At 66.0% G+C, this 18338-nt stretch carries 17 protein-coding genes; 10 read left to right on the top strand and 7 right to left on the bottom strand.

All coding sequences use genetic code 11. From position 1 onward, the window contains the following. The first annotated feature begins 17 nt into the window (after nucleotides 1–17). The 9 genes from ACFO5X_RS08990 (at nucleotide 18) to ACFO5X_RS08950 (ending at nucleotide 7962) form a co-directional block, all read left to right on the top strand. Nucleotides 18–899 carry a lysophospholipid acyltransferase family protein gene (locus tag ACFO5X_RS08990; protein ID WP_380717012.1) on the top strand — a complete coding sequence of 294 codons (882 nt, stop codon included), beginning with the start codon at nucleotides 18–20 and terminating at the stop codon, nucleotides 897–899. Beyond that, the gene (locus ACFO5X_RS08985; RefSeq protein WP_380717011.1) at nucleotides 900–1709 is read left to right on the top strand and encodes a glutamate racemase; all 810 of its coding nucleotides are present in this window, start codon (nucleotides 900–902) and stop codon (nucleotides 1707–1709) included. A gap of 67 nt (nucleotides 1710–1776) precedes the next feature. Continuing rightward, nucleotides 1777–2805, top strand: a complete 1029-nt coding sequence (gene argC / locus ACFO5X_RS08980; RefSeq protein WP_380717010.1) for an N-acetyl-gamma-glutamyl-phosphate reductase — start codon at nucleotides 1777–1779, stop codon at nucleotides 2803–2805. Nucleotides 2806–2878: 73 nt separating this feature from the next. Next, a complete protein-coding gene (gene ccmE / locus ACFO5X_RS08975; RefSeq protein ID WP_380717009.1) occupies nucleotides 2879–3328 on the top strand; it encodes a cytochrome c maturation protein CcmE in 450 nt (149 codons plus the stop codon). A 131-nt stretch (nucleotides 3329–3459) separates the two neighbouring features. After that, nucleotides 3460–4071 carry a holin-associated N-acetylmuramidase gene (locus ACFO5X_RS08970; RefSeq protein WP_380717008.1) on the top strand — a complete coding sequence of 204 codons (612 nt, stop codon included), beginning with the start codon at nucleotides 3460–3462 and terminating at the stop codon, nucleotides 4069–4071. After that, on the top strand, nucleotides 4062–4637 hold the full coding sequence (locus ACFO5X_RS08965) for a holin family protein (protein ID WP_380717007.1): 576 nt from the start codon (nucleotides 4062–4064) through the stop codon (nucleotides 4635–4637). The genes ACFO5X_RS08970 and ACFO5X_RS08965 overlap by 10 nt, the downstream gene beginning before the upstream one ends. Before the next feature lie 74 nt (nucleotides 4638–4711). Further along, on the top strand, nucleotides 4712–6667 hold the full coding sequence (locus ACFO5X_RS08960; RefSeq protein WP_380717006.1) for a heme lyase CcmF/NrfE family subunit: 1956 nt from the start codon (nucleotides 4712–4714) through the stop codon (nucleotides 6665–6667). Beyond that, nucleotides 6664–7113: a cytochrome c-type biogenesis protein gene (locus tag ACFO5X_RS08955; RefSeq protein ID WP_380717005.1), complete on the top strand. Its 450-nt coding sequence runs from the start codon at nucleotides 6664–6666 to the stop codon at nucleotides 7111–7113. Before ACFO5X_RS08960 ends, ACFO5X_RS08955 begins: the two co-directional genes overlap by 4 nt. A gap of 72 nt (nucleotides 7114–7185) precedes the next feature. Further along, on the top strand, nucleotides 7186–7962 hold the full coding sequence (locus ACFO5X_RS08950; protein WP_380717004.1) for an enoyl-CoA hydratase-related protein: 777 nt from the start codon (nucleotides 7186–7188) through the stop codon (nucleotides 7960–7962). Between the two features lie 72 nt (nucleotides 7963–8034). Here ACFO5X_RS08950 and gltA read toward each other — a convergent pair whose 3' ends face one another. Continuing rightward, nucleotides 8035–9330, bottom strand: a complete 1296-nt coding sequence (gltA, locus tag ACFO5X_RS08945) for a citrate synthase (protein WP_380717003.1) — start codon at nucleotides 9328–9330, stop codon at nucleotides 8035–8037. Nucleotides 9331–9446: 116 nt separating this feature from the next. Beyond that, nucleotides 9447–10847 carry a glutamate--tRNA ligase gene (gene gltX / locus ACFO5X_RS08940; protein ID WP_380717002.1) on the bottom strand — a complete coding sequence of 467 codons (1401 nt, stop codon included), beginning with the start codon at nucleotides 10845–10847 and terminating at the stop codon, nucleotides 9447–9449. A gap of 79 nt (nucleotides 10848–10926) precedes the next feature. Here gltX and ACFO5X_RS08935 point away from each other — a divergent pair, with 79 nt between their 5' ends. Beyond that, nucleotides 10927–12954, top strand: coding sequence for a ComEC/Rec2 family competence protein (locus tag ACFO5X_RS08935; protein WP_380717001.1), 2028 nt, complete (start codon nucleotides 10927–10929; stop codon nucleotides 12952–12954). Here the strand turns inward: ACFO5X_RS08935 and lexA are convergent. The 5 genes from lexA to ACFO5X_RS08910 form a co-directional block, all read right to left on the bottom strand. Next, a complete protein-coding gene (lexA, locus tag ACFO5X_RS08930) occupies nucleotides 12948–13640 on the bottom strand; it encodes a transcriptional repressor LexA (protein WP_380717000.1) in 693 nt (230 codons plus the stop codon). The two genes, ACFO5X_RS08935 and lexA, sit on opposite strands and share 7 nt — an antisense overlap. Nucleotides 13641–13751: 111 nt before the next feature. Beyond that, nucleotides 13752–13889 carry a hypothetical protein gene (locus ACFO5X_RS08925; protein ID WP_380716999.1) on the bottom strand — a complete coding sequence of 46 codons (138 nt, stop codon included), beginning with the start codon at nucleotides 13887–13889 and terminating at the stop codon, nucleotides 13752–13754. A 237-nt stretch (nucleotides 13890–14126) separates the two neighbouring features. Beyond that, nucleotides 14127–14828 carry a hypothetical protein gene (locus ACFO5X_RS08920; RefSeq protein WP_380716998.1) on the bottom strand — a complete coding sequence of 234 codons (702 nt, stop codon included), beginning with the start codon at nucleotides 14826–14828 and terminating at the stop codon, nucleotides 14127–14129. Nucleotides 14829–15015: 187 nt separating this feature from the next. Then, nucleotides 15016–16971 carry a DNA topoisomerase IV subunit B gene (gene parE, locus ACFO5X_RS08915; RefSeq protein WP_380716997.1) on the bottom strand — a complete coding sequence of 652 codons (1956 nt, stop codon included), beginning with the start codon at nucleotides 16969–16971 and terminating at the stop codon, nucleotides 15016–15018. A gap of 156 nt (nucleotides 16972–17127) precedes the next feature. Continuing rightward, nucleotides 17128–18213 carry a BMP family ABC transporter substrate-binding protein gene (locus ACFO5X_RS08910; protein WP_380716996.1) on the bottom strand — a complete coding sequence of 362 codons (1086 nt, stop codon included), beginning with the start codon at nucleotides 18211–18213 and terminating at the stop codon, nucleotides 17128–17130. Nucleotides 18214–18338 lie beyond the last annotated feature (125 nt).

The following is an 18338-nucleotide window of genomic DNA, read 5'->3' as shown; positions in this document are numbered from 1 at the left end:
CTTTTCGGAGCCGCTTCATGTCCGACCGCCGCCATATCGCGCGTGACATCACCTATTCCCATTCGGCCGCCACCCGCAGCGGCCGGGCGCTGATCCGCCTTATCGAGAACTCGACCGGCCGCCTGCGGCTGATCCGCCGCGCCGATGGCTATGCCGACGAGGTCGCGGCCGGTCGCAGCTTCTGGCAGGTGATGGTCGACCGCTATGGTCTGTCGCTGAACGTCGTGGGCGGATCGCTGGACAATATCCCGCGCACCGGCCCGCTGATCCTGATCGCCAACCATCCCTACGGTATCCTCGACGGGCTGATGATGGGGCATATCCTGCATCAGACGCGCGGCGATTTCCGCATTCTGGCCAATTCGGTGTTTCGCCAGGCCGAGGATCTGAACCGCATCCTGCTGCCGATCAGCTTTGACGAGACCAAGGATGCGCTGGGGCTGAACCTGCAGACCCGGCGGGAGGCGCTGCGCTATCTGGGCGAGGGGGGCGCCATCGGCATTTTCCCGGGCGGCACGGTCAGCACCGCGGCGCGCCCGTTTTCCACCCCTATGGATCCGGGCTGGCGCAGCTTCACCGCGCGGATGATCGCGAAGTCGGGCGCCACCGTGGTGCCGGTCTTCTTTGCCGGCCACACCTCGCGCCTGTTCCAGATCGCCAGCCACCTGCATTCGACCCTGCGCCTGGGACTGCTGCTGAAGGAATTCCGCACCCGCGTCGATACCCCGGTCGAAGTGGTGATCGGCACACCGATTCCGCGTGAGGATCTGCGCGTGATGGGCGAGGGAAAAGCACTGATGGATTTCCTGCGCAAAGCGACGTATGAGCTGTCTCCGAAACCGCTGGAGTCCTTCGACTACGGCTATGAATTTGAGGAACGGCACCGCGCCCGCGCATAGATGGCCATAGGCATTTTCGATTCCGGACTGGGCGGCCTGACCGTCCTCGACGCCGTGCAGAAACGCCTGCCCGAGGTGGATTTCCTGTATTTTGCCGACAGCGCCCATGCGCCCTATGGCGTGCGCACGGCCGACGACATCTATGCGCTGACGAAGGCGGCCATCGAATCGATGTGGGCGCGGGGCTGTGACCTGATCGTGCTGGCCTGCAACACCGCTAGCGCGGCGGCCCTGCGTCGCATTCAGGAGGGCGGCCTGCCACCCGGAAAGCGGGTGCTGGGTGTCTTCGTGCCGCTGATCGAGGCGCTGACCGAACGGCAATGGGGCGACAACTCGCCCCCGCGCGAGGTCGCGGTGAAACATGTGGCGCTGTTTGCCACCCCGGCGACGGTCGCCAGCCGCGCCTTCCAGCGTGAACTGGCCTTCCGCGCCATCGGCGTCGATGTCGAGGCGCAGGCCTGCGGCGGCGTGGTCGACGCCATCGAGGACGGCGACACCATCCTGGCCGAGGCGCTGGTGCGCTCCCACGTCGAGGCGCTGAGGCGCAAGATGCCCGACCCGCAGGCGGCGATCCTGGGCTGCACCCACTATCCGCTGCTGGAAGAGACGTTTCAGGCGGCGCTTGGTCCGGACGTGCAGGTGTTCAGCCAGGCGAAGCTGGTCGCCGAAAGCCTGGCCGATTATCTTCAGCGGCATCCGAACATGCTGGGCTCTGGCACGAGCGGGTTCCTGACCACCGGCCGGCCCGATCGGGTGAGCGACCGCGCGACCCAGTTCCTCCGACGACAGATCCGCTTCGACGCGGCGTGACGCCTTGCCTCACTTTGCGGCCGGACCTCCGGCGCTTATCTGTCATCACGGAACATGAAGGTCTGACATGACCCATAGAATCGCAATCCTGGGCGCCAGCGGATATACCGGCGCCGAACTCGTCCGCCTGATCTCGGGCCACCCCAACATGTCCATCGTTGCCCTGTCGGGCCAACGCAAGGCGGGCATGGCCATGGCCGAGGTCTTTCCCCATCTGCGCCACCTGGACCTGCCGGTGCTGTGCCGGATCGAGGACATCGACTTTTCGCAGGTCGATCTCTGCTTTTGCGCGCTGCCGCACAAGACCAGCCAGGCGGTGATCCGCGACCTGCCGAAGGGACTGAAGATCGTCGACCTTTCGGCCGATTTCCGGCTGCGCGAAGCCGAGGCCTACAAGCGCTGGTACGGCAACGACCATATCGCGATGGAGTTGCAGGCCGAGGCGGTCTACGGTCTGACCGAATTCTACCGCGACGAGATCCGCGCCGCCCGGCTGGTGGCGGGCACCGGGTGCAACGCCGCGACGGGGCAATTCGCCATCCGGCCGCTGATCTCGGCCGGGGTGATCGGGCTGGAAGACATCATCCTCGACATGAAATGCGCGGTCTCGGGGGCGGGGCGGTCGCTGAAGGAGAGCCTGCTGCATACCGAGCTGTCGGAGGGCTACCACGCCTATGCGCTGGGCAGCAGCCACCGGCATATCGGCGAATTCGATCAGGAGTTCTCGGCGCTGGCGGGGCGGCCGGTGCGGGTGCAGTTCACGCCGCATCTGCTGCCGGTGAACCGGGGCATCCTGTGCACGGCCTATGTGAGCGGGGATGCGGCGGAGATTCACCAGACGTTGACCAGCGCCTATGTGGGCGAACCTTTCGTGCAGGTGCTGCCCTTCGGTACTGCGCCCTCGACCCATGACGTGCGCGGGTCGAACTTCGTGCATATCGGCGTCGCGGGCGACCGGATCGACGGGCGCGCGATCGTCGTGGCGGTACTGGACAACCTGACCAAGGGCTCCAGCGGGCAGGCCCTGCAGAATGCCAACCTGATGCTGGGCGAGGATGAAACCACCGCGCTGATGATGGCGCCGCTGTTCCCGTGAGGGGCCAAAACTTTTCAGAAAAGTTTTGGCAAAACTCTTTGGAAGAGTTTTGCTGCGACGGACGGAGGACGAGATGAAATCGCTGAAGAAGCAACGCCGCATCCAGATCATCGCGCTGGCGGCCGTGGCGCTGGTGCTCAGCACCGCGCTGATCGGCTATGCCATGCGCGACGGCATCAATTTCTTCCGTGCGCCCAGCCAGGTGATGGCCGAACCGCCGGGGCCGGGCGAGGTGTTCCGCATAGGCGGGCTGGTCGAGGAGGGCTCGCTCGAGCGCGGGCAGGGCGAGACCATCCGGTTTCGTGTGACCGATGGCGGCGCCTCGGTGCCGGTGAGCTATACCGGCGTCCTGCCCGATCTCTTTGACGAGGGCCAGGGCATGGTCGGCACCGGGCGTTACATCAACGGCACCTTCGAAGCCACGGAGATCCTTGCCAAACACGACGAGAGCTATATGCCGCGAGAAGTGGTGGACGCGCTGAAGGAACAGGGCGTCTACAAGGATCCGAAGGCCGGGAACTGAAGCGCCGCAAGCGGCGCTGCCTCCGGCGGAGGTATTTCCGAACCAGAGAAGCGGAAGGCGCGCGCGCCGTGATCGCGCGGCGTTAACCGCTTCTGGGGCACAACCTTGCCGAGAGAGCGAGGAGACGCCCCATGCCATCCGTGCGAGACATCGCCGAAGAGATTGTCGCCCGCGAGGGCGGTTTCGTGAACGACCCCGACGACCCCGGCGGCGCGACGAATTTCGGCGTCACCATCCATACCATGCGGCGTCTCGGTCTGGATCTGACCGGCGATGGCGCGGTGAGTGTGGCCGATGTGCGCGCGCTGACGCGGGCGCAGGCGGTCGACATCTTCGTGCGCCATTATTTCGAGCGGCCGCGCATCGCCGAGCTGCCGGCGGCGCTGCAGCCCTCGGTCTTTGACATGTATGTCAACGCGGGCGCCAATGCGGTGTCGATCCTGCAGCGGCTGCTGCGGGACATGGGCTATCAGATCGCGGTGGACGGCCAGATCGGGCCGCAGACGCTGGCGGCGGCGCGGGATGCGGCGATGCCCGATCCGTTGGCGCTGGCCGATGCCTATGGGATCGCGCGGCGGAACTATTACTTCCGCCTTGCCGACGCGCGCCCCGCCAGCCGCAAGTATGCGCGCACCCGGGCCGGGGGCAAGGGCGGCTGGATCAATCGGGCCGAGGCCTTCGTCTCGCCGCGCTATCACCTGAGCGACGCGGCATTTGCAGAAAGGACCGCATCATGGGGCTGATCCAGACACTGGCCGGGCTGCTGTTCGGCTCGCGCAACGTGGTGCGCGAGACGGCGGAGGTCTTCCGCGAGAATGCCGAAGCCGCGGCGGCGCGCGCCTCGGGGCTGCAGGGGCAGGTGCTGGCGCAATATGCCGCCGAATTCGCCCTGCCGCGGCCGGGCTGGTTCGATCGGCTGATGGATGGGCTGAACAGGCTGCCGCGTCCCGCGCTGGCGCTGGGAACCCTGGCGCTGTTCGCGGCGGCGATGGTCGATCCGCTGTGGTTCGCGGCGCGGATGCAGGGGATCGCCCTGGTGCCCGAGCCGCTGTGGTGGCTGCTGGGGGTCATCGTGACGTTTTACTTCGGTGCCCGTCACCAGCTGAAGTCGCAGGACTTCCAGCGCGAGATCGCCACCACCATGGCGCGGGTTCCGGCGGTTCTGGAGAATCTGACGGCTATTGCAGAGCTACGCCACGACAGCCCGGGCGCCGCCGGCACCGGGGTGGACGCGACGCTGACGCTGGCCGCGGGTGAACCTTCGGACAATCCGGCGCTGGACGCCTGGAGGGCGCAGCGGCGGGCCTGAGGCCGCGACAATGTGAACCGCGCGGCCCGGTGAAAACCGTTGGCCGCGCGGCCGCGCGAGCCTATAACGCGCCCATGATCACAGAGCTTGGCCATTTCGCCCTTATCCTCGCCTTCCTGATCGCCATCGTGCAGGCCGTGGTGCCGATGATCGGCGCGGCAAAACGCTGGCCTGCCTGGATGGCGGTAGCCGAACCGGCCGCCAACATGCAGTTCCTGCTGATCGCCTGTTCCTTCGGCGCGCTGATGCATGCCTTCGTGACCTCGGATTTCTCGCTGAAACTGGTGGTAGAGAACAGCCATTCGCTCAAGCCAATGCTGTACAAGATCAGCGGAACCTGGGGCAATCACGAAGGTTCGATGCTGCTCTGGGTGCTGATCGTCTCGCTGTTCGGGGCCTCGGCCGCCTGGTTCGGCGGCGCGCTTCCGCCCACGCTGAAAGCGCGGGTGCTGGCGGTGCAGGCCATGATCGGCGTGGCCTTCCTGGCCTTCATCCTCTTCACCTCGAACCCCTTCCTGCGCATGGCCGTGCCGCCCTTTGACGGGCAGGATCTGAACCCGCTGCTGCAGGATCCAGGACTCGCCTTCCATCCGCCGTTCCTCTACCTCGGCTATGTCGGGCTGAGCATGACCTATTCCTTCGCCGTTGCCGCGCTGATCGAAGGCCGGGTCGACGCCGCCTGGGGGCGCTGGGTGCGGCCCTGGACGCTGGCGGCCTGGATATTCCTGACCATCGGCATCGCGCTGGGATCCTGGTGGGCCTATTACGAACTGGGCTGGGGCGGCTTCTGGTTCTGGGATCCGGTCGAGAATGCATCCTTCATGCCCTGGCTTCTGGCCGCCGCGCTGCTGCATTCGGCCATCGTGGTGGAAAAGCGCGAGAGCCTGAAAAGCTGGACCATCCTGCTGGCGATCCTGGCCTTCGGCTTTTCGCTGATCGGCACCTTCATCGTGCGCTCGGGCCTGCTGACCTCGGTCCATGCCTTTGCAAACGACCCGGAGCGGGGTGTGTTCATCCTGATCATCCTCACGGTTTTCACCGGTGGTGCGCTGACGCTGTATGCGGCCCGCGCCGGGGCGATGCAGGCCAAGGGGCTGTTCGCGATGGTCAGCCGGGAAAGCGCGCTGGTGCTGAACAACGTGCTGCTGGCCGTCAGCGCCTTCGTGGTTTTCGTCGGGACCATGTGGCCGATGGTGGCCGAGATGGCCTTTGACCGCAAGCTGTCGGTGGGTCCGCCGTTCTTTGACGCCGCCTTTACGCCCTTCATGGTCGGCCTCGGGCTGGTGCTGCCGATCGGCGCGCTGATGCCCTGGAAGCGCGCGCGCCTCGGGCGCACCCTGCGCCTGTTGGGTCCGGCCTTTGCGCTGGCGCTGGCCCTGGGCGCGCTGGCCTGGGCGTTGCAGACCGGTCGCTCGGCCCTTGGCCCGGTGGGCGCCTTCCTGGGTGCCTGGATCGTGGCCGGCGCGCTGACCGACCTCTGGACCCGCGCCGCCGGCCGGGCCGACCGGCTGCTGCGTCTGCCGCAGGCCGACTTGGGCCGGGTCACCGCCCATTCCGGGCTGGGGGTCACGATCTTTGCCATCGCGGCGCTGACCGCCTGGCAGCAGGAGGACATCCGCGTCGTCCATCCCGGAGAGAGCTTTGGGATCGGTCCCTATACGCTGACCCTGCACCGGGTCGAGGAAGGGCGCGGGCCGAATTACTTCAACACCACCGGCTTTGTGACCCTTGCGAAGGCCGGCAGCGACATCGCGGAGCTGCGGCCCGAAAAGCGGGTCTATCCGGTGGCCAAGATGCCCACGACCGAGGCGGCGATCGACTATCGGTTCCTGCGCGACGTCTATGTCGTGATCGGGGACGAGCAGGACAATGGCGGCTGGGTGATGCGCACCTATATCAAGCCCTTCGCCAACTGGATCTGGGGCGGCTGCCTGATGATGGCCTTTGGCGGGCTGCTGTCGCTGACCGACCGGCGGTTCCGCGTGGCCGCCGGGGCGCGGGCGCGTGTGCGGGCGGTGCCGGCCGAATGAAGCGCCTGCTGCTTGCCCTTGTCCTGGCCGCCAGCCCGGCCTTTGCGGTGCAACCGGACGAGATGCTGGCCGACCCCGCGCTGGAGGCGCGGGCGCGCGAGATTTCCAAGGGCCTGCGCTGCCTTGTCTGCCGCAACGAGAGCATCGACGAAAGCAACGCCAGCCTCGCGCGCGACCTGCGCATCCTGCTGCGCGAGCGGTTGAGCGCGGGCGACAGCGACGCGGAAGCGGTGCAGTTCATCGTCGCCCGCTATGGCGAATATGTCCTGCTGAACCCGGTCGCAGGCGGCGCGAACTGGCTGCTCTGGGCGGCGGGGCCGATGATGCTGCTGGTCGCGGGCGGCACCGCCTGGGCCTATCTGCGCGGACGGGCGCGGCCGGTGGCCCCGGACCGGCCGCTGAGCCCTGCCGAGGAAGAGCGGCTGCGTCGGATTCTCGAGGACTGACGCGCCGTTCCTCTTTCCTTGGCTGCGCCCTTGCGTCAGGTTGCCGGCGATCAATACCCCGGGAGACCCGCCATGGACTATCAGACCCTCACGCTGGATATCGCCGACGCCGTTGCCGTTCTTACCCTGAACCGGCCGGACAAGATGAATTCGCTGACCACCCAGATGCGCGCCGAGATCGCCCATGCCATGCGCGACGCGGCCACCCGCGCGCGGGTCATCGTGATGACCGGCGCGGGCCGCGCCTTTTGCACCGGCCAGGATCTGGGCGATGGCGGCGATGCCACCCAGCTGGATCTGGAGCGCACGCTGCGCGACGAATACACGCCGATGCTCGAGGCGATCTATGACTGCCCGGTGCCGACGATCGCCGCGGTGAACGGCCCGGCGGCCGGGGCAGGGGCCAATCTGGCGCTGGCCTGCGACGTGGTGATCGCCACCGAAAGCGCCTATTTCCTGCAGGCCTTCACCCGCATCGGCCTGCTGCCCGACGCCGGCGGCACCTGGTTCCTGCCGCGGCAGATGGGGCTGGCCAAGGCGATGGGCGCGGCGCTCTTTGCCGACAAGATCAGCGCGAAACAGGCGGATGCCTGGGGCATGATCTGGGAGGCGGTGCCCGATGCCGAATTCGACGCGCACTGGCGGATCCGCGCGAGCCAGCTGGCCAAGGGGCCGACCCAGGCCTATGCCGCCGTCAAGCAGGCGATACGTGGCAGTTTCGAATCGACCCTGCCCGACCAGCTGTCCACCGAGGCGCGGCTTCAGGGCCAGTGCGGCAAGTCCCGCGATTTCCAGGAAGGTGTCGTCGCCTTCATGGAAAAACGCGCGCCGAGTTTCGAAGGGCGCTGAGGCGTCTGTCCGAAGGGAAAACGCCCCGGCCTTTGGCCGGGGCGTTTTTGTTTTCAGGACTGGCGCCGAAAGTCAGCGGTTCTCGATATCCACGTAGTCGCGCGCGGTCGCGCCCAGATACAGCTGGCGCGGGCGGCCGATCTTGTTCTGCGGATCGGCGATCATCTCTTTCCACTGGCTGACCCAGCCGACCGTCCGGCTGACGGCGAAGATCGGCGTGAACATCGAGGTGGGGAAGCCCATCGCCTCGAGGATGATGCCCGAGTAGAAGTCGACGTTCGGGAACAGCTTCTTCTCGGCGAAATACGGATCCTCCAGGGCCTGCTTTTCCAGCTCTTTCGCCACCTGCAGGGTCGGGTTGTCCTCGATCCCCAGAAGGTCCAGAACCTCGTCCGCCGACTGCTTCATCACGGTCGCGCGCGGGTCGAAGTTCTTGTAGACGCGGTGGCCGAAGCCCATCAGGCGGAAGGGATCGTTCTTGTCCTTCGCGCGGGCGATGAATTCGGGGATGCGGTCCGGGGTGCCAATCTCCTTGAGCATTTCCAGGCAGGCCTGGTTGGCGCCGCCGTGGGCGGGGCCCCAGAGACAGGCGATGCCGGCCGCGATGCAGGCGAAGGGGTTCGCGCCCGAGGAGGAGGCCAGACGCACCGTCGAGGTCGAGGCGTTCTGCTCGTGATCGGCGTGGAGCGTAAAGATCCGGTCCATCGCGCGGCTGAGAATCGGGTTCACCTCGTATTCCTCGGCCGGAACCGAGAAGCACATGCGCAGGAAGTTCGACGCATAGTCGAGATCGTTGCGCGGATAGACGAAGGGCTGGCCGATCGAATACTTGTAGGCCCAGGCCGCGATGGTCGGCATCTTGGCGATCAGGCGGTGGCTGGCGATCTCGCGCTGGCGGTTGTCCGAGATATCGGTCGAGTCGTGATAGAAGGCCGACATTGCGCCGACCACGCCGACCATCGTCGCCATCGGGTGGGCGTCGCGGCGGAAGCCGCGGAAGAAATACTGCATCTGTTCGTGCAGCATGGTATGGCGGGTGATCGTCATCTCGAAGGTTTCGAGTTCCGATGCGGTCGGCAGCTCACCGTAGAGCAGCAGATAGCAGACTTCGAGATAGTGCGATTTGGCGGCAAGCTGGTCGATGGGATAGCCGCGGTGCAGCAGTTCGCCCTTGTCGCCGTCGATGAAGGTGATCGTGCTGTCGCAGCTGGCCGTCGACGTATAGCCCGGATCGTACGTGAATACCCCGGCCTGGCCATATAGCTTGCGGATATCGACAACATCGGGGCCCGCGGTCGGCGACAGCACCGGCAACTCATAGGTCTTGCCGTCCAAGATGAGCTGGGCGGATTTGTTGGTGTCGGTCATGATCGTCGCTTCCTCCTGCATGGCGGGCCCGGAATCTCCGGTCCGCTCGGACCTGTGGTTGCGCGCGGTGTGCGCGGCAAATCTGTTACCCGGACTGCGTTACCTGAATGTGAACATCAGGATGCAGCCTCGGTAAGGCGGGCCAGAGTCTCCTCGGGCCCGAGTACAATCATCATGTCGTAGACAGACGGCGTTACCGCGCGTCCGGCGAGGGCGGCCCGAAGCGGGCCTGCCAGCGCGCCAAACGTCGTGCCTTGGGCAACGGCAAAGCCGTTGAGGACCGTCTCGAGATCGTCACGGTTCCAGCTAGCATTTTGCAACTGCGGCGTCAATTCCGACAGCATTTTGCGCGCCTCGGGCGTCAGCGCGCGGGCAGCTTTCTCGTCGATGTCCAGCGGACGCGACGCCAGCACAAAGCGGGCCTTTTCAATCAGTTCCGGAAATGTCTTCGCCCGCTCCTTAAGGAATGGCATGGCTGTCTCGATCCCTGCCTCCTGCTGACGGGTCAGCGCGGGCAGTCCGGCGGCGGCAAGATAGGCCACCAGATCTTGCCGCAGCGCGGCATCGTCCGAGGCGGCGATATGCTGGCCGCAGAGGTTTTCCAGCTTCTTGAGGTCGAAGCGCGCCGGGCTTCGGCCGATTCCGTCAAGGTCGAACCATTCCCGCGCCTGGGCGTCGGTGAAGAACTCGTCGTCGCCATGGCTCCACCCCAGCCGGGCGAGATAGTTGCGCATCCCGGCCGCCGGATAGCCCATCGCCTGATATTCCTGCGCCCCAAGCGCGCCGTGCCGCTTGGACAGCTTCTTGCCGTCAGGCCCGTGGATCAGCGGGATATGCGCCCAGACCGGCACCTGCCAGCCCATCGCGTCATAGATCATCATCTGACGCGCGGCGTTGTTCAGGTGGTCGTCGCCCCGGATCACATGGGTCACGCCCATGTCGTGGTCATCGACCACCACCGCCAGCATGTAGACCGGCGTGCCGTCGCTGCGCAGCATCACCATGTCGTCCAGCTGGTCGTTGCGGATGGTCACGTCGCCCTGCACCTGGTCGCGGATCACCGTGGCGCCGTCCTGGGGCGCCTTGATGCGGATCACATAGGGCGCGTCCGGATGGGTGCTTGGGTCAGCGTCGCGCCAGGGCGAGCGGAACAGGGTGCTGCGCCCCTCGGCCTTTGCCGACTCGCGGAAGGCGGCGATTTCTTCCTGCGTGGAAAAGCACTTGTAGGCCTTGCCCTGCGCCAGCAGCTCGCGCGCCACTTCGGCGTGACGGTCCGCGCGGTCGAACTGGCTGATCACGTCGCCGTCCCAGTCGAGCCCCAGCCAGGTCAGCCCCTGCAGGATCGCCGCCGTCGCCTCGGGGGTCGAGCGTTCGCGGTCGGTATCCTCGATGCGCAGCAGGAACCTGCCGCCGCGCCCGCGCGCGTAAAGCCAGTTGAACAGGGCCGTGCGCGCCCCGCCGATATGCAGGTAACCGGTCGGGGAAGGGGCAAAGCGGGTGACGATGTCTGAGGTCATGCAGCGAAATTTACCGTTTGGTAACTATGTGAACCATAGTGTTGGCGCCTGTCTAACGGTCCGAAAGGCGAGGGGCAAGATGCGCACCCCGAGGAGCTGGCTGGCCTTCGTCGATCTTGCGCTGCTGAATCAGCGGGGTCACCTGTTCCCCTGGACCCCGGTTGCCATGGCCTGCGGCATCGGACTTTACTTCGCGCTGCCGGTCGAGCCGGGCCGCGCCGCCTATGCGGCTGCGGCTCTGATCGGGCTGGCGGCTGCGTTTGCGGCGTGGCGCTGGCCGGGAGGATGGCCGGCGCTCGGCTGGGCGGCGGCGCTGCTGGCGGCGGGCTTTTCCCTCGCGGGCCTGCGCGCCAATGGCGTCGCCGCGCCGGTTCTGGGCTGGCGCTATTATGGCGAAATCGAGGGCCGCGTGATCGACATCGACCGGTCCGCCTCGGACGCGCTGCGCATCCTGCTGGACGAGGTGCGGCTTGGCCCGATCTCGGCGCCCCGCACGCCCGAACGGGTCCGCATCTCGCTGCATGGCCCGCCCGCCGAGATCCTGCCGGGCCAGCGGATTCGGACCACGGGCCATCTCTCGCCGCCCCAGGGCGCGGTCGAGCCGGGCGGGTTCGACTTCCGTCGTCACGCCTGGTTCCTGCGTACGGGCGCGGTCGGCTATACCCGCAAGGAAATCGTTACCGTCGCGGCGCCCGAGCCGGGCGGGCTGGCCCTGCGCATCTTCACGCTGCGCATGGCCGTCTCGCGCCATATCCAGACGGTCCTGCCCGGGGACACCGGCGGTTTTGCCGCCGCCGTAACCACCGGCGACCGCAGCGGCATCGGCGCGGGCGTGCTGACCGCGCTGCGCATCTCGAATCTGGCGCATCTGCTCGCCATTTCGGGGCTGCATATGGGGCTGCTGGCCGGCTTTGTCTTTGCCGCGCTGCGCGTCGCTTTGGCGCTGGTGCCGTTCGTCGCGCTGCGGCTGCCGGCGCGCAAGCTGGCCGCCGTTGGCGCGCTGGTCGCCGCCGCCTGTTACTATGCGCTGTCGGGCGGGAATGTCGCGACCGAGCGGGCCTTTGTCATGACCGCCGTGATCCTGCTGGCCGTGCTGGTGGACCGCCGCGCCTTCTCGCTGCGTTCGGTTGCCATGGCGGCGCTGGTCGTTCTGGCCTTCCGCCCCGAAAGCCTGCTTGGCCCCGGGTTCCAGATGTCCTTTGCCGCCACCACGGCACTGATCGCCGGATTTGGCTGGCTCAGCTCCGCCGACCTGCCGCGCCTGCCGGGCTGGATCAAGCCGGTCGCCGCCGTTCTGACCTCATCGGCCATCGCCGGGGCCGCCACCGCACCCATAGGCGCGGCGCATTTCAACACGCTGTCGCAATACGGGCTGATCGCCAACCTTCTGGCGGTTCCGGTCATGGGCGCCGTGGTGGTGCCCGCTGCCGTCGCGGCCCTGCTGCTCGCGCCGCTGGGGCTCGCCTGGGTCGGCCTCTGGGTCATGGGGCTGGGGCTCGACTGGATCCTGGCGGTCGGCCACTGGGTGGCCACCTTCGAGGGCGCCCGCAACTGGGTGCCGTCGCCGGGCCCGCTGGTCCTGCCTCTGCTCTCGCTCGGGATGCTCTGGCTGTTCCTGTGGCAGGGTCGCGCCCGACTGGCCGGACTGCCGGTCGCCGCGCTCGCCCTGTTTGTCTGGAGCCTGGCCGAACGTCCCGATGTGCTGATCGCAGATACCGGCGGCCTGGTCGGTGTGATGACGCCGGAAGGCCGGGCGCTGTCCAAGGCGAAGGGGGCAGGGTTCATTGCCCGCACGTGGCTTGAAAACGACGGAGACGCCGCGACCCAGCAGCAGGCGGCGCTGCGCTGGACGGGGGCGGATCCGGCCATTCGAACCGCCACGATCCGGGGCCGTGACATCGTTCATGTAATCGGCAAAAGGGGCGCCGAACGCTTCACCACCTGCGCGCCTGGGCAGCTGGTGATCGCCAGCGTGCCGCTGGCCCTGTCGGGCGGTTGCGAAGTCTATGACCCCAAGCGTCTGCGCTTCACCGGCAGCCTCGCGCTTGGCCCCGAAGGGCTGCGCACCGCGCGCGAGACGCAGGGCCGCCGGCTCTGGACTCAGTAGGTGCGGATCAGCCCGACCAGCCGGCCCTGAACCTTGACCTTGTCCGACGGCAGGACCCGCGTTTCATACGCCGGGTTGGCCGCTTCGAGCGCGATGGCCGCACCCCGGCGGTAGAACTTCTTCAGCGTCGCTTCCTGATCCTCGACCAGCGCGACCACGATGTCGCCGTTCTCGGCCACCTGGGTTTCGCGGATCACCACGATGTCGCCGTCGTTGATCCCGGCCTCGATCATCGAGTCGCCCTTGACCTGCAGCGCGTAATGTTCGCCGCGTCCGGAGAGCATCGAACCCGGCACCGCGATGTGATGCGAGACATGGCTGATCGCCTCGATCGGCACACCCGCCGCGATCCGGCCCATCACCGGCAGTTCCATCGCGTCGGCCACGACCATTTCGGCCCGGGCCGGGCGGGCGGCCGGCTTGTCACCCTCGATGACCCGCGGCTGGAAACCCTGCGCCTCTCCGCCCAGCGTCTCGGGCAGCTTGACGATTTCGATCGCCCGTGCCCGATGCGCCAGCCGCCGGATGAACCCGCGCTCTTCCAGAGCCGTGATCAGCCGGTGGATTCCGGACTTCGACCGCAGATCAAGCGCCAGCTTCATCTCGTCGAAACTTGGCGGCACCCCGTCGCGCGCCACGCGCTTCTGGATGAACGCCAGAAGATCCAGTTGCTTCTTGGTCAGCATATGCCCGCCTTTCGGTTTGGCCTGTTTACATTTGTTCTATGCATGTTCCCGTTTTGTGTCAACGGACTTGCATCGAACCGTTCAGGCCGCGAAAGGCGTTTGGGACGCCGGTCAGTTGACCTTCTTGCCGGCGATGGTCGTCTGTCCCTTGCCGGTATTTGCCCCCGAATTGGCCGTTGCCAGCACCTTGGGCTTTTCCTTTTTGGGCTTCTTGGCTTCCTTGTTGCCTTTGTTCTTTTCCTTGGACATGGGATGTCTCCTGAAACGGGGTTCCGAACGGCATATGCCCATCGGTCGATGCTCAGGGGGGCAGGGGAGCCTGGCAATGCCAGGGCGATGTCACCTTATGAGGCAACGGGCCGGCAGGGTTCTGACCCTTTCGGCCCGCACCTTTGAAGATGCGCTTTGGCACGGGCTTCGGCAAGGGTGGCCGCGGGGTATTTGTTGAGGTGTGGCGCGGTTTGGAACGCCACCTCGGGAAGGTGCTCAGCCGGCGCTTTCCCGATTGCGCCGCCGCCCGACCAGCCGCAGCGCGCCAAATCCGGCAAGGCCGGCAGCCGCGAAAGAGATGCTCGCCCCGACGGGCACGATCGGCATCTCGCTGACAACGTTCATGTTTTCATCGAGGATGCGATAGCCGAGGATGCTGAATTCGGAGTTATAGCCGTAGTATCCGCAGAAGCCGTCGGGAAATCCTTCGGGTTGTCCGCTGCATCCGGATCGATAGCTGCTACCTTCGCCTTCGGCGGAAGTGGTCAGCCCGCGTCGCGCCAGATCAAGGTTTGCCCAATCAGATGTCGTCGGGCCACTCCAGTCGATCTTCAGGTTTTCCGTGCCGAGGTTTCGGACATAGGGAGTGTTCCCGTGCCCATAGGCAGGCATCGGGGCACCGTCGAATGTCGCGGTAAGGTTGGCACCCGTCAGACCGTTTTCTGTGATCAAGAAAGCGGCTGAAAGCACCTGACCGGGCGTCAGGTAATTGAAATAGCCAAGTGGCAGGCGCACGTCGTCGGGAAAGCAGGACTGATGCCGATAGCAGACCGGCCCCATGTCCGGCGTGTGCAATTCGCCGATCTGATCGCCGATGAATTGCAGCGTCATCTCATAGGTAAATGTGGCGGCATCCGCGGTTTTGGGCGCCGCCAGAAAAGCGGCGAGCGCCGAAGCCAGGGCAATCTTGGTGAACATCCAGGGACCCTCTGGAAAAGTTAACAAATTGTGAACAATGTTGACCCGAGGCCAGGAATTGGGTCAACATTTTTCAATCCCTCATGTCAAAGCGACGGATTTCCGCCGATCCTTGGCGGCCCGGGTGCAAAGACGACACGGAGCCAGGCTTGGGTGGCGGCGTTCGGGGCGTATTCCCACCCTGCAATCACACGTCCAATTCTTCCACGAAGCGGGCGTTTTCCTGGATATACTGGAACCGCAGCTCGGGCTTCTTGCCCATCAGCCGTTCGACCAGATCGCCGGTCTCGCCGGGTTCGTCCTCGTCGATGGTCACCCGGATCAGCTTGCGCGAGGCGGGGTCCATCGTGGTGTCCTTGAGGTCCTTCGCGTCCATCTCGCCCAGACCCTTGAAGCGCGAGACGTCGATCTTGCCTTTGCCGCCCAGGCCCTTGGCCAGCCATTCGTCGCGCTCGGCCTCGTCCAGACAATAGACGCGCCTGGCCCCCTGCGTCAGGCGGAACAGGGGCGGGCAGGCGAGATAGAGGTGCCCCTTGTCGATCATCGGCCGCATCTGGGTGAAGAAGAAGGTCATCAGCAGCGAGGCGATATGGGCGCCGTCGACGTCGGCGTCGGTCATGATGATGACCTTGTCATAGCGCAGGTCGTCGATGTTGAACCTGCTGCCCAGCCCGACGCCCAGCGCCTGCGACAGATCCGAAATCTCGGCGTTGGAGCCGAGCTTGGACGAGGCCGCGCCCAGCACGTTCAGGATCTTGCCGCGGAGCGGCAGCAGGGCCTGGGTCTTGCGGTCGCGCGCCATCTTGGCCGAACCGCCGGCCGAGTCGCCCTCGACGATGAACAGCTCTGTGCCGTCGCGGCTGGTCGCAGAACAGTCGACCAGCTTGCCGGGCAGGCGCAGCTTCTTGGTGGCGGTCTTGCGCGCGGTTTCCTTCTCCTGGCGCCGCCGCAGCCGCTCTTCGGAGCGCAGCACCAGAAAGTCGAGGATCGCCCCGGCGGACTTGGTGTCGGCCGCCAGCCAGTTGTCGAAGTGATCGCGCACCGCGCCTTCGACCAGTCGGGCGGCCTCGGTTGTGGCCAGCCGGTCCTTGGTCTGGCCGACGAATTCCGGTTCGCGGATGAAGCAGGAGACCAGGGCGCAGCCGCCGGCCACCAGATCCTCGCGGGTGATCTGCGCGGCCTTGCGGTTCGAGATCAGGTCGCCATAGGCGCGGATGCCCTTGAGGATCGCGGCCCAGAACCCGGCCTCATGTGTTCCGCCCTCCGGCGTCGGCACCGTGTTGCAATAGGACTGGATGAACCCGTCGCGCGAGGGCGTCCAGTTGATCGCCCATTCGACCTTGCCGGGGGTGTCGAATTTCTCCTTGAAATCGACGGTGCCGGAGAAGGGTTTGTCGGCATAGGTCGACGCGGTGCCCAGGCTTTCGGTCAGGAAGTCGGACAGGCCGCCGGGGAAGTGGAACACCGCCTCGGTCGGGGTCTCGCCGTCGTCGATGGCCGATTTCCAGCGGATTTCGACGCCCGAGAACAGATAGGCCTTGGAGCGGATCGACTTGAACAGCCGGGCCGGCTTGAACCGGTGATGGCCGAAGATCTCTTCGTCGGCGTGGAAGGTCGTCGTGGTCCCCCGCCGGTTCGGGGCCGCGCCGATCATCTGGATCGGGCCGAGCGGGACGCCGCGCGAGAAGCGTTGCTCGTACAGCTGCCGGTCGCGCGCGACCTGCACCACCATCGAATCCGACAGCGCGTTCACCACCGAGGCGCCGACGCCGTGCAGGCCGCCCGAGGTCTCGTAGGCCTTGCCGCCGAACTTGCCGCCGGCGTGCAGGGTGCAGAGGATCACCTCCAGCGCCGACTTGCCGGGGAACTTGGGGTGGGGGTCGATCGGAATGCCGCGCCCGTTGTCGCGGATGGTGATGGCATAGTCGGCGTGCAGCTCGACCTCGATCCGGTTGGCGTGGCCGGCCACGGCCTCGTCCATCGAGTTGTCCAACACCTCGGCCACCAGATGGTGCAGCGCCCGCTCGTCCGTCCCGCCGATATACATGCCGGGCCGCTTGCGGACCGGTTCCAGCCCCTCGAGCACCTCGATGGAGGAGGCGTCATAGGTGGATTCGCCGGCGGCGGTGAGGAGGTCGGACATGGCAGCTGCTCTTTTTTTCTTGGTTCGGCAGAGTATGGCAGAGACGGCGCGCTTGGGGAAGTCCGCGGGTCAGGGAATCCGCGGCTTTTGCCCCAGGGTGACCAACGAAAAAGGCCCCGCCGGGGCGGGGCCTTTCACATCCTGTCTGCAAGGTGCTTATTTCGGAATCTCGCCGACGATGCCTTCGACATAGAAGTTCAGACCGGCCAGCGTGCCGTCATCGGCCGTTTCGCCCTCTTTCAGCCAGTCCGAGCCGTCCTGCTTTTTCAGCGGGCCGGTGAACGGGTGATAGGCGCCGCTGGCGATCTTCTCCATCAGCTCCTTGGCCTCGGCCTGAACCTCGGCCGGAATCTCGTCCGAGAACTCGCCGATCTTCACCATGCCGGGGCCGATGCCGTCCCAGGTGTCCTTGGATTCCCAGGTGCCGTCGATCACCGCCTTGGTGCGGGCGATGTAATAGGGCGCCCAGTTGTCTATGATCGAGCTGATGCGCGGCATCGGCGCATATTCCGCCATGTCCGAGGCCTGCCCGAAGGTATAGACCCCGCCCTTTTCCTTCGCCGCCGCGTGCGGCGCGGTGGAATCGGTGTGCTGCAGGATCACGTCGGCGCCCTGTTCGATCAGCACCTTGGCCGCGTCGGCCTCTTTCGCCGGATCGAACCAGGTATAGGCCCAGACGATCTTGAACTGGACGTCCGGGTTGACCTTCTTGGCGTGGATATAGGCCGAGTTGATGCCGCGGATCACTTCGGGGATCGGGAAGGAGCCGATATAGCCGATCACGTTCGACTTGGTCATGCGGCCCGCGATGGTGCCCTGTACAGCGCGGCCTTCGTAGAAGCGTGCGGAATAGGTGCTGAGATTGTCGGACCGCTTGTAGCCCGTCGCGTGCTCGAACTTCACCTTCGGGAATTTCTTGGCGACGTTTACGGTCGAGTCCATGAACCCGAACGAGGTGGTAAAGACCAGGCCGGCGCCGTTCAGCACCATCTGGGTCATCACGCGCTCGGCGTCCGGGCCTTCGGCCACGTTCTCGACATAGACGGTCTCGACCTGGTCGCCGAATTCCTTCTCGACCGCCAGGCGGCCCTGATCGTGTTCGTGGGTCCAGCCGCCGTCGCCGATGGGACCGACGTAAATGAAGCCGACCTTGAGCTTGTCCTGCGCCATGGCGCCAGTGGCGAAGCCCAGCGTCGCCGCGGCTGCGGCCGTGGTGAGCAGTGTTCTGCGGTGAATGGTCATTCCTGAGGATCCCCGAGTTTGATTATGACGTTCCGGTAGCAACACTCCCCTATCCGCTGGGCGCATTCAAGCCTGCGGATGGGGGAGGGCGCTCAATTTCCGCGCATCTGCCTGCGTGCTGTGCG

The organism is Seohaeicola nanhaiensis (assembly GCF_042654245.1).
GTDB classification, from domain to species: domain Bacteria; phylum Pseudomonadota; class Alphaproteobacteria; order Rhodobacterales; family Rhodobacteraceae; genus Seohaeicola_A; species Seohaeicola_A nanhaiensis.
The sequence above is the reverse complement of the archived record's forward strand: the minus strand, read 5'-3'. Positions and strand labels throughout refer to the sequence as shown.

Coding starts and splice junctions, on each gene's coding strand:
- ACFO5X_RS08990 (WP_380717012.1), top strand. CDS start 18: ATGTCCGACCGCCGCCATATCGCGCGTGACATCACCTATTCCCATTCG.
- ACFO5X_RS08985 (WP_380717011.1), top strand. CDS start 900: ATGGCCATAGGCATTTTCGATTCCGGACTGGGCGGCCTGACCGTCCTC.
- argC (WP_380717010.1), top strand. CDS start 1,777: ATGACCCATAGAATCGCAATCCTGGGCGCCAGCGGATATACCGGCGCC.
- ccmE (WP_380717009.1), top strand. CDS start 2,879: ATGAAATCGCTGAAGAAGCAACGCCGCATCCAGATCATCGCGCTGGCG.
- ACFO5X_RS08970 (WP_380717008.1), top strand. CDS start 3,460: ATGCCATCCGTGCGAGACATCGCCGAAGAGATTGTCGCCCGCGAGGGC.
- ACFO5X_RS08965 (WP_380717007.1), top strand. CDS start 4,062: ATGGGGCTGATCCAGACACTGGCCGGGCTGCTGTTCGGCTCGCGCAAC.
- ACFO5X_RS08960 (WP_380717006.1), top strand. CDS start 4,712: ATGATCACAGAGCTTGGCCATTTCGCCCTTATCCTCGCCTTCCTGATC.
- ACFO5X_RS08955 (WP_380717005.1), top strand. CDS start 6,664: ATGAAGCGCCTGCTGCTTGCCCTTGTCCTGGCCGCCAGCCCGGCCTTT.
- ACFO5X_RS08950 (WP_380717004.1), top strand. CDS start 7,186: ATGGACTATCAGACCCTCACGCTGGATATCGCCGACGCCGTTGCCGTT.
- gltA (WP_380717003.1), bottom strand. CDS start 9,330: ATGACCGACACCAACAAATCCGCCCAGCTCATCTTGGACGGCAAGACC.
- gltX (WP_380717002.1), bottom strand. CDS start 10,847: ATGACCTCAGACATCGTCACCCGCTTTGCCCCTTCCCCGACCGGTTAC.
- ACFO5X_RS08935 (WP_380717001.1), top strand. CDS start 10,927: ATGCGCACCCCGAGGAGCTGGCTGGCCTTCGTCGATCTTGCGCTGCTG.
- lexA (WP_380717000.1), bottom strand. CDS start 13,640: ATGCTGACCAAGAAGCAACTGGATCTTCTGGCGTTCATCCAGAAGCGC.
- ACFO5X_RS08925 (WP_380716999.1), bottom strand. CDS start 13,889: ATGTCCAAGGAAAAGAACAAAGGCAACAAGGAAGCCAAGAAGCCCAAA.
- ACFO5X_RS08920 (WP_380716998.1), bottom strand. CDS start 14,828: ATGTTCACCAAGATTGCCCTGGCTTCGGCGCTCGCCGCTTTTCTGGCG.
- parE (WP_380716997.1), bottom strand. CDS start 16,971: ATGTCCGACCTCCTCACCGCCGCCGGCGAATCCACCTATGACGCCTCC.
- ACFO5X_RS08910 (WP_380716996.1), bottom strand. CDS start 18,213: ATGACCATTCACCGCAGAACACTGCTCACCACGGCCGCAGCCGCGGCG.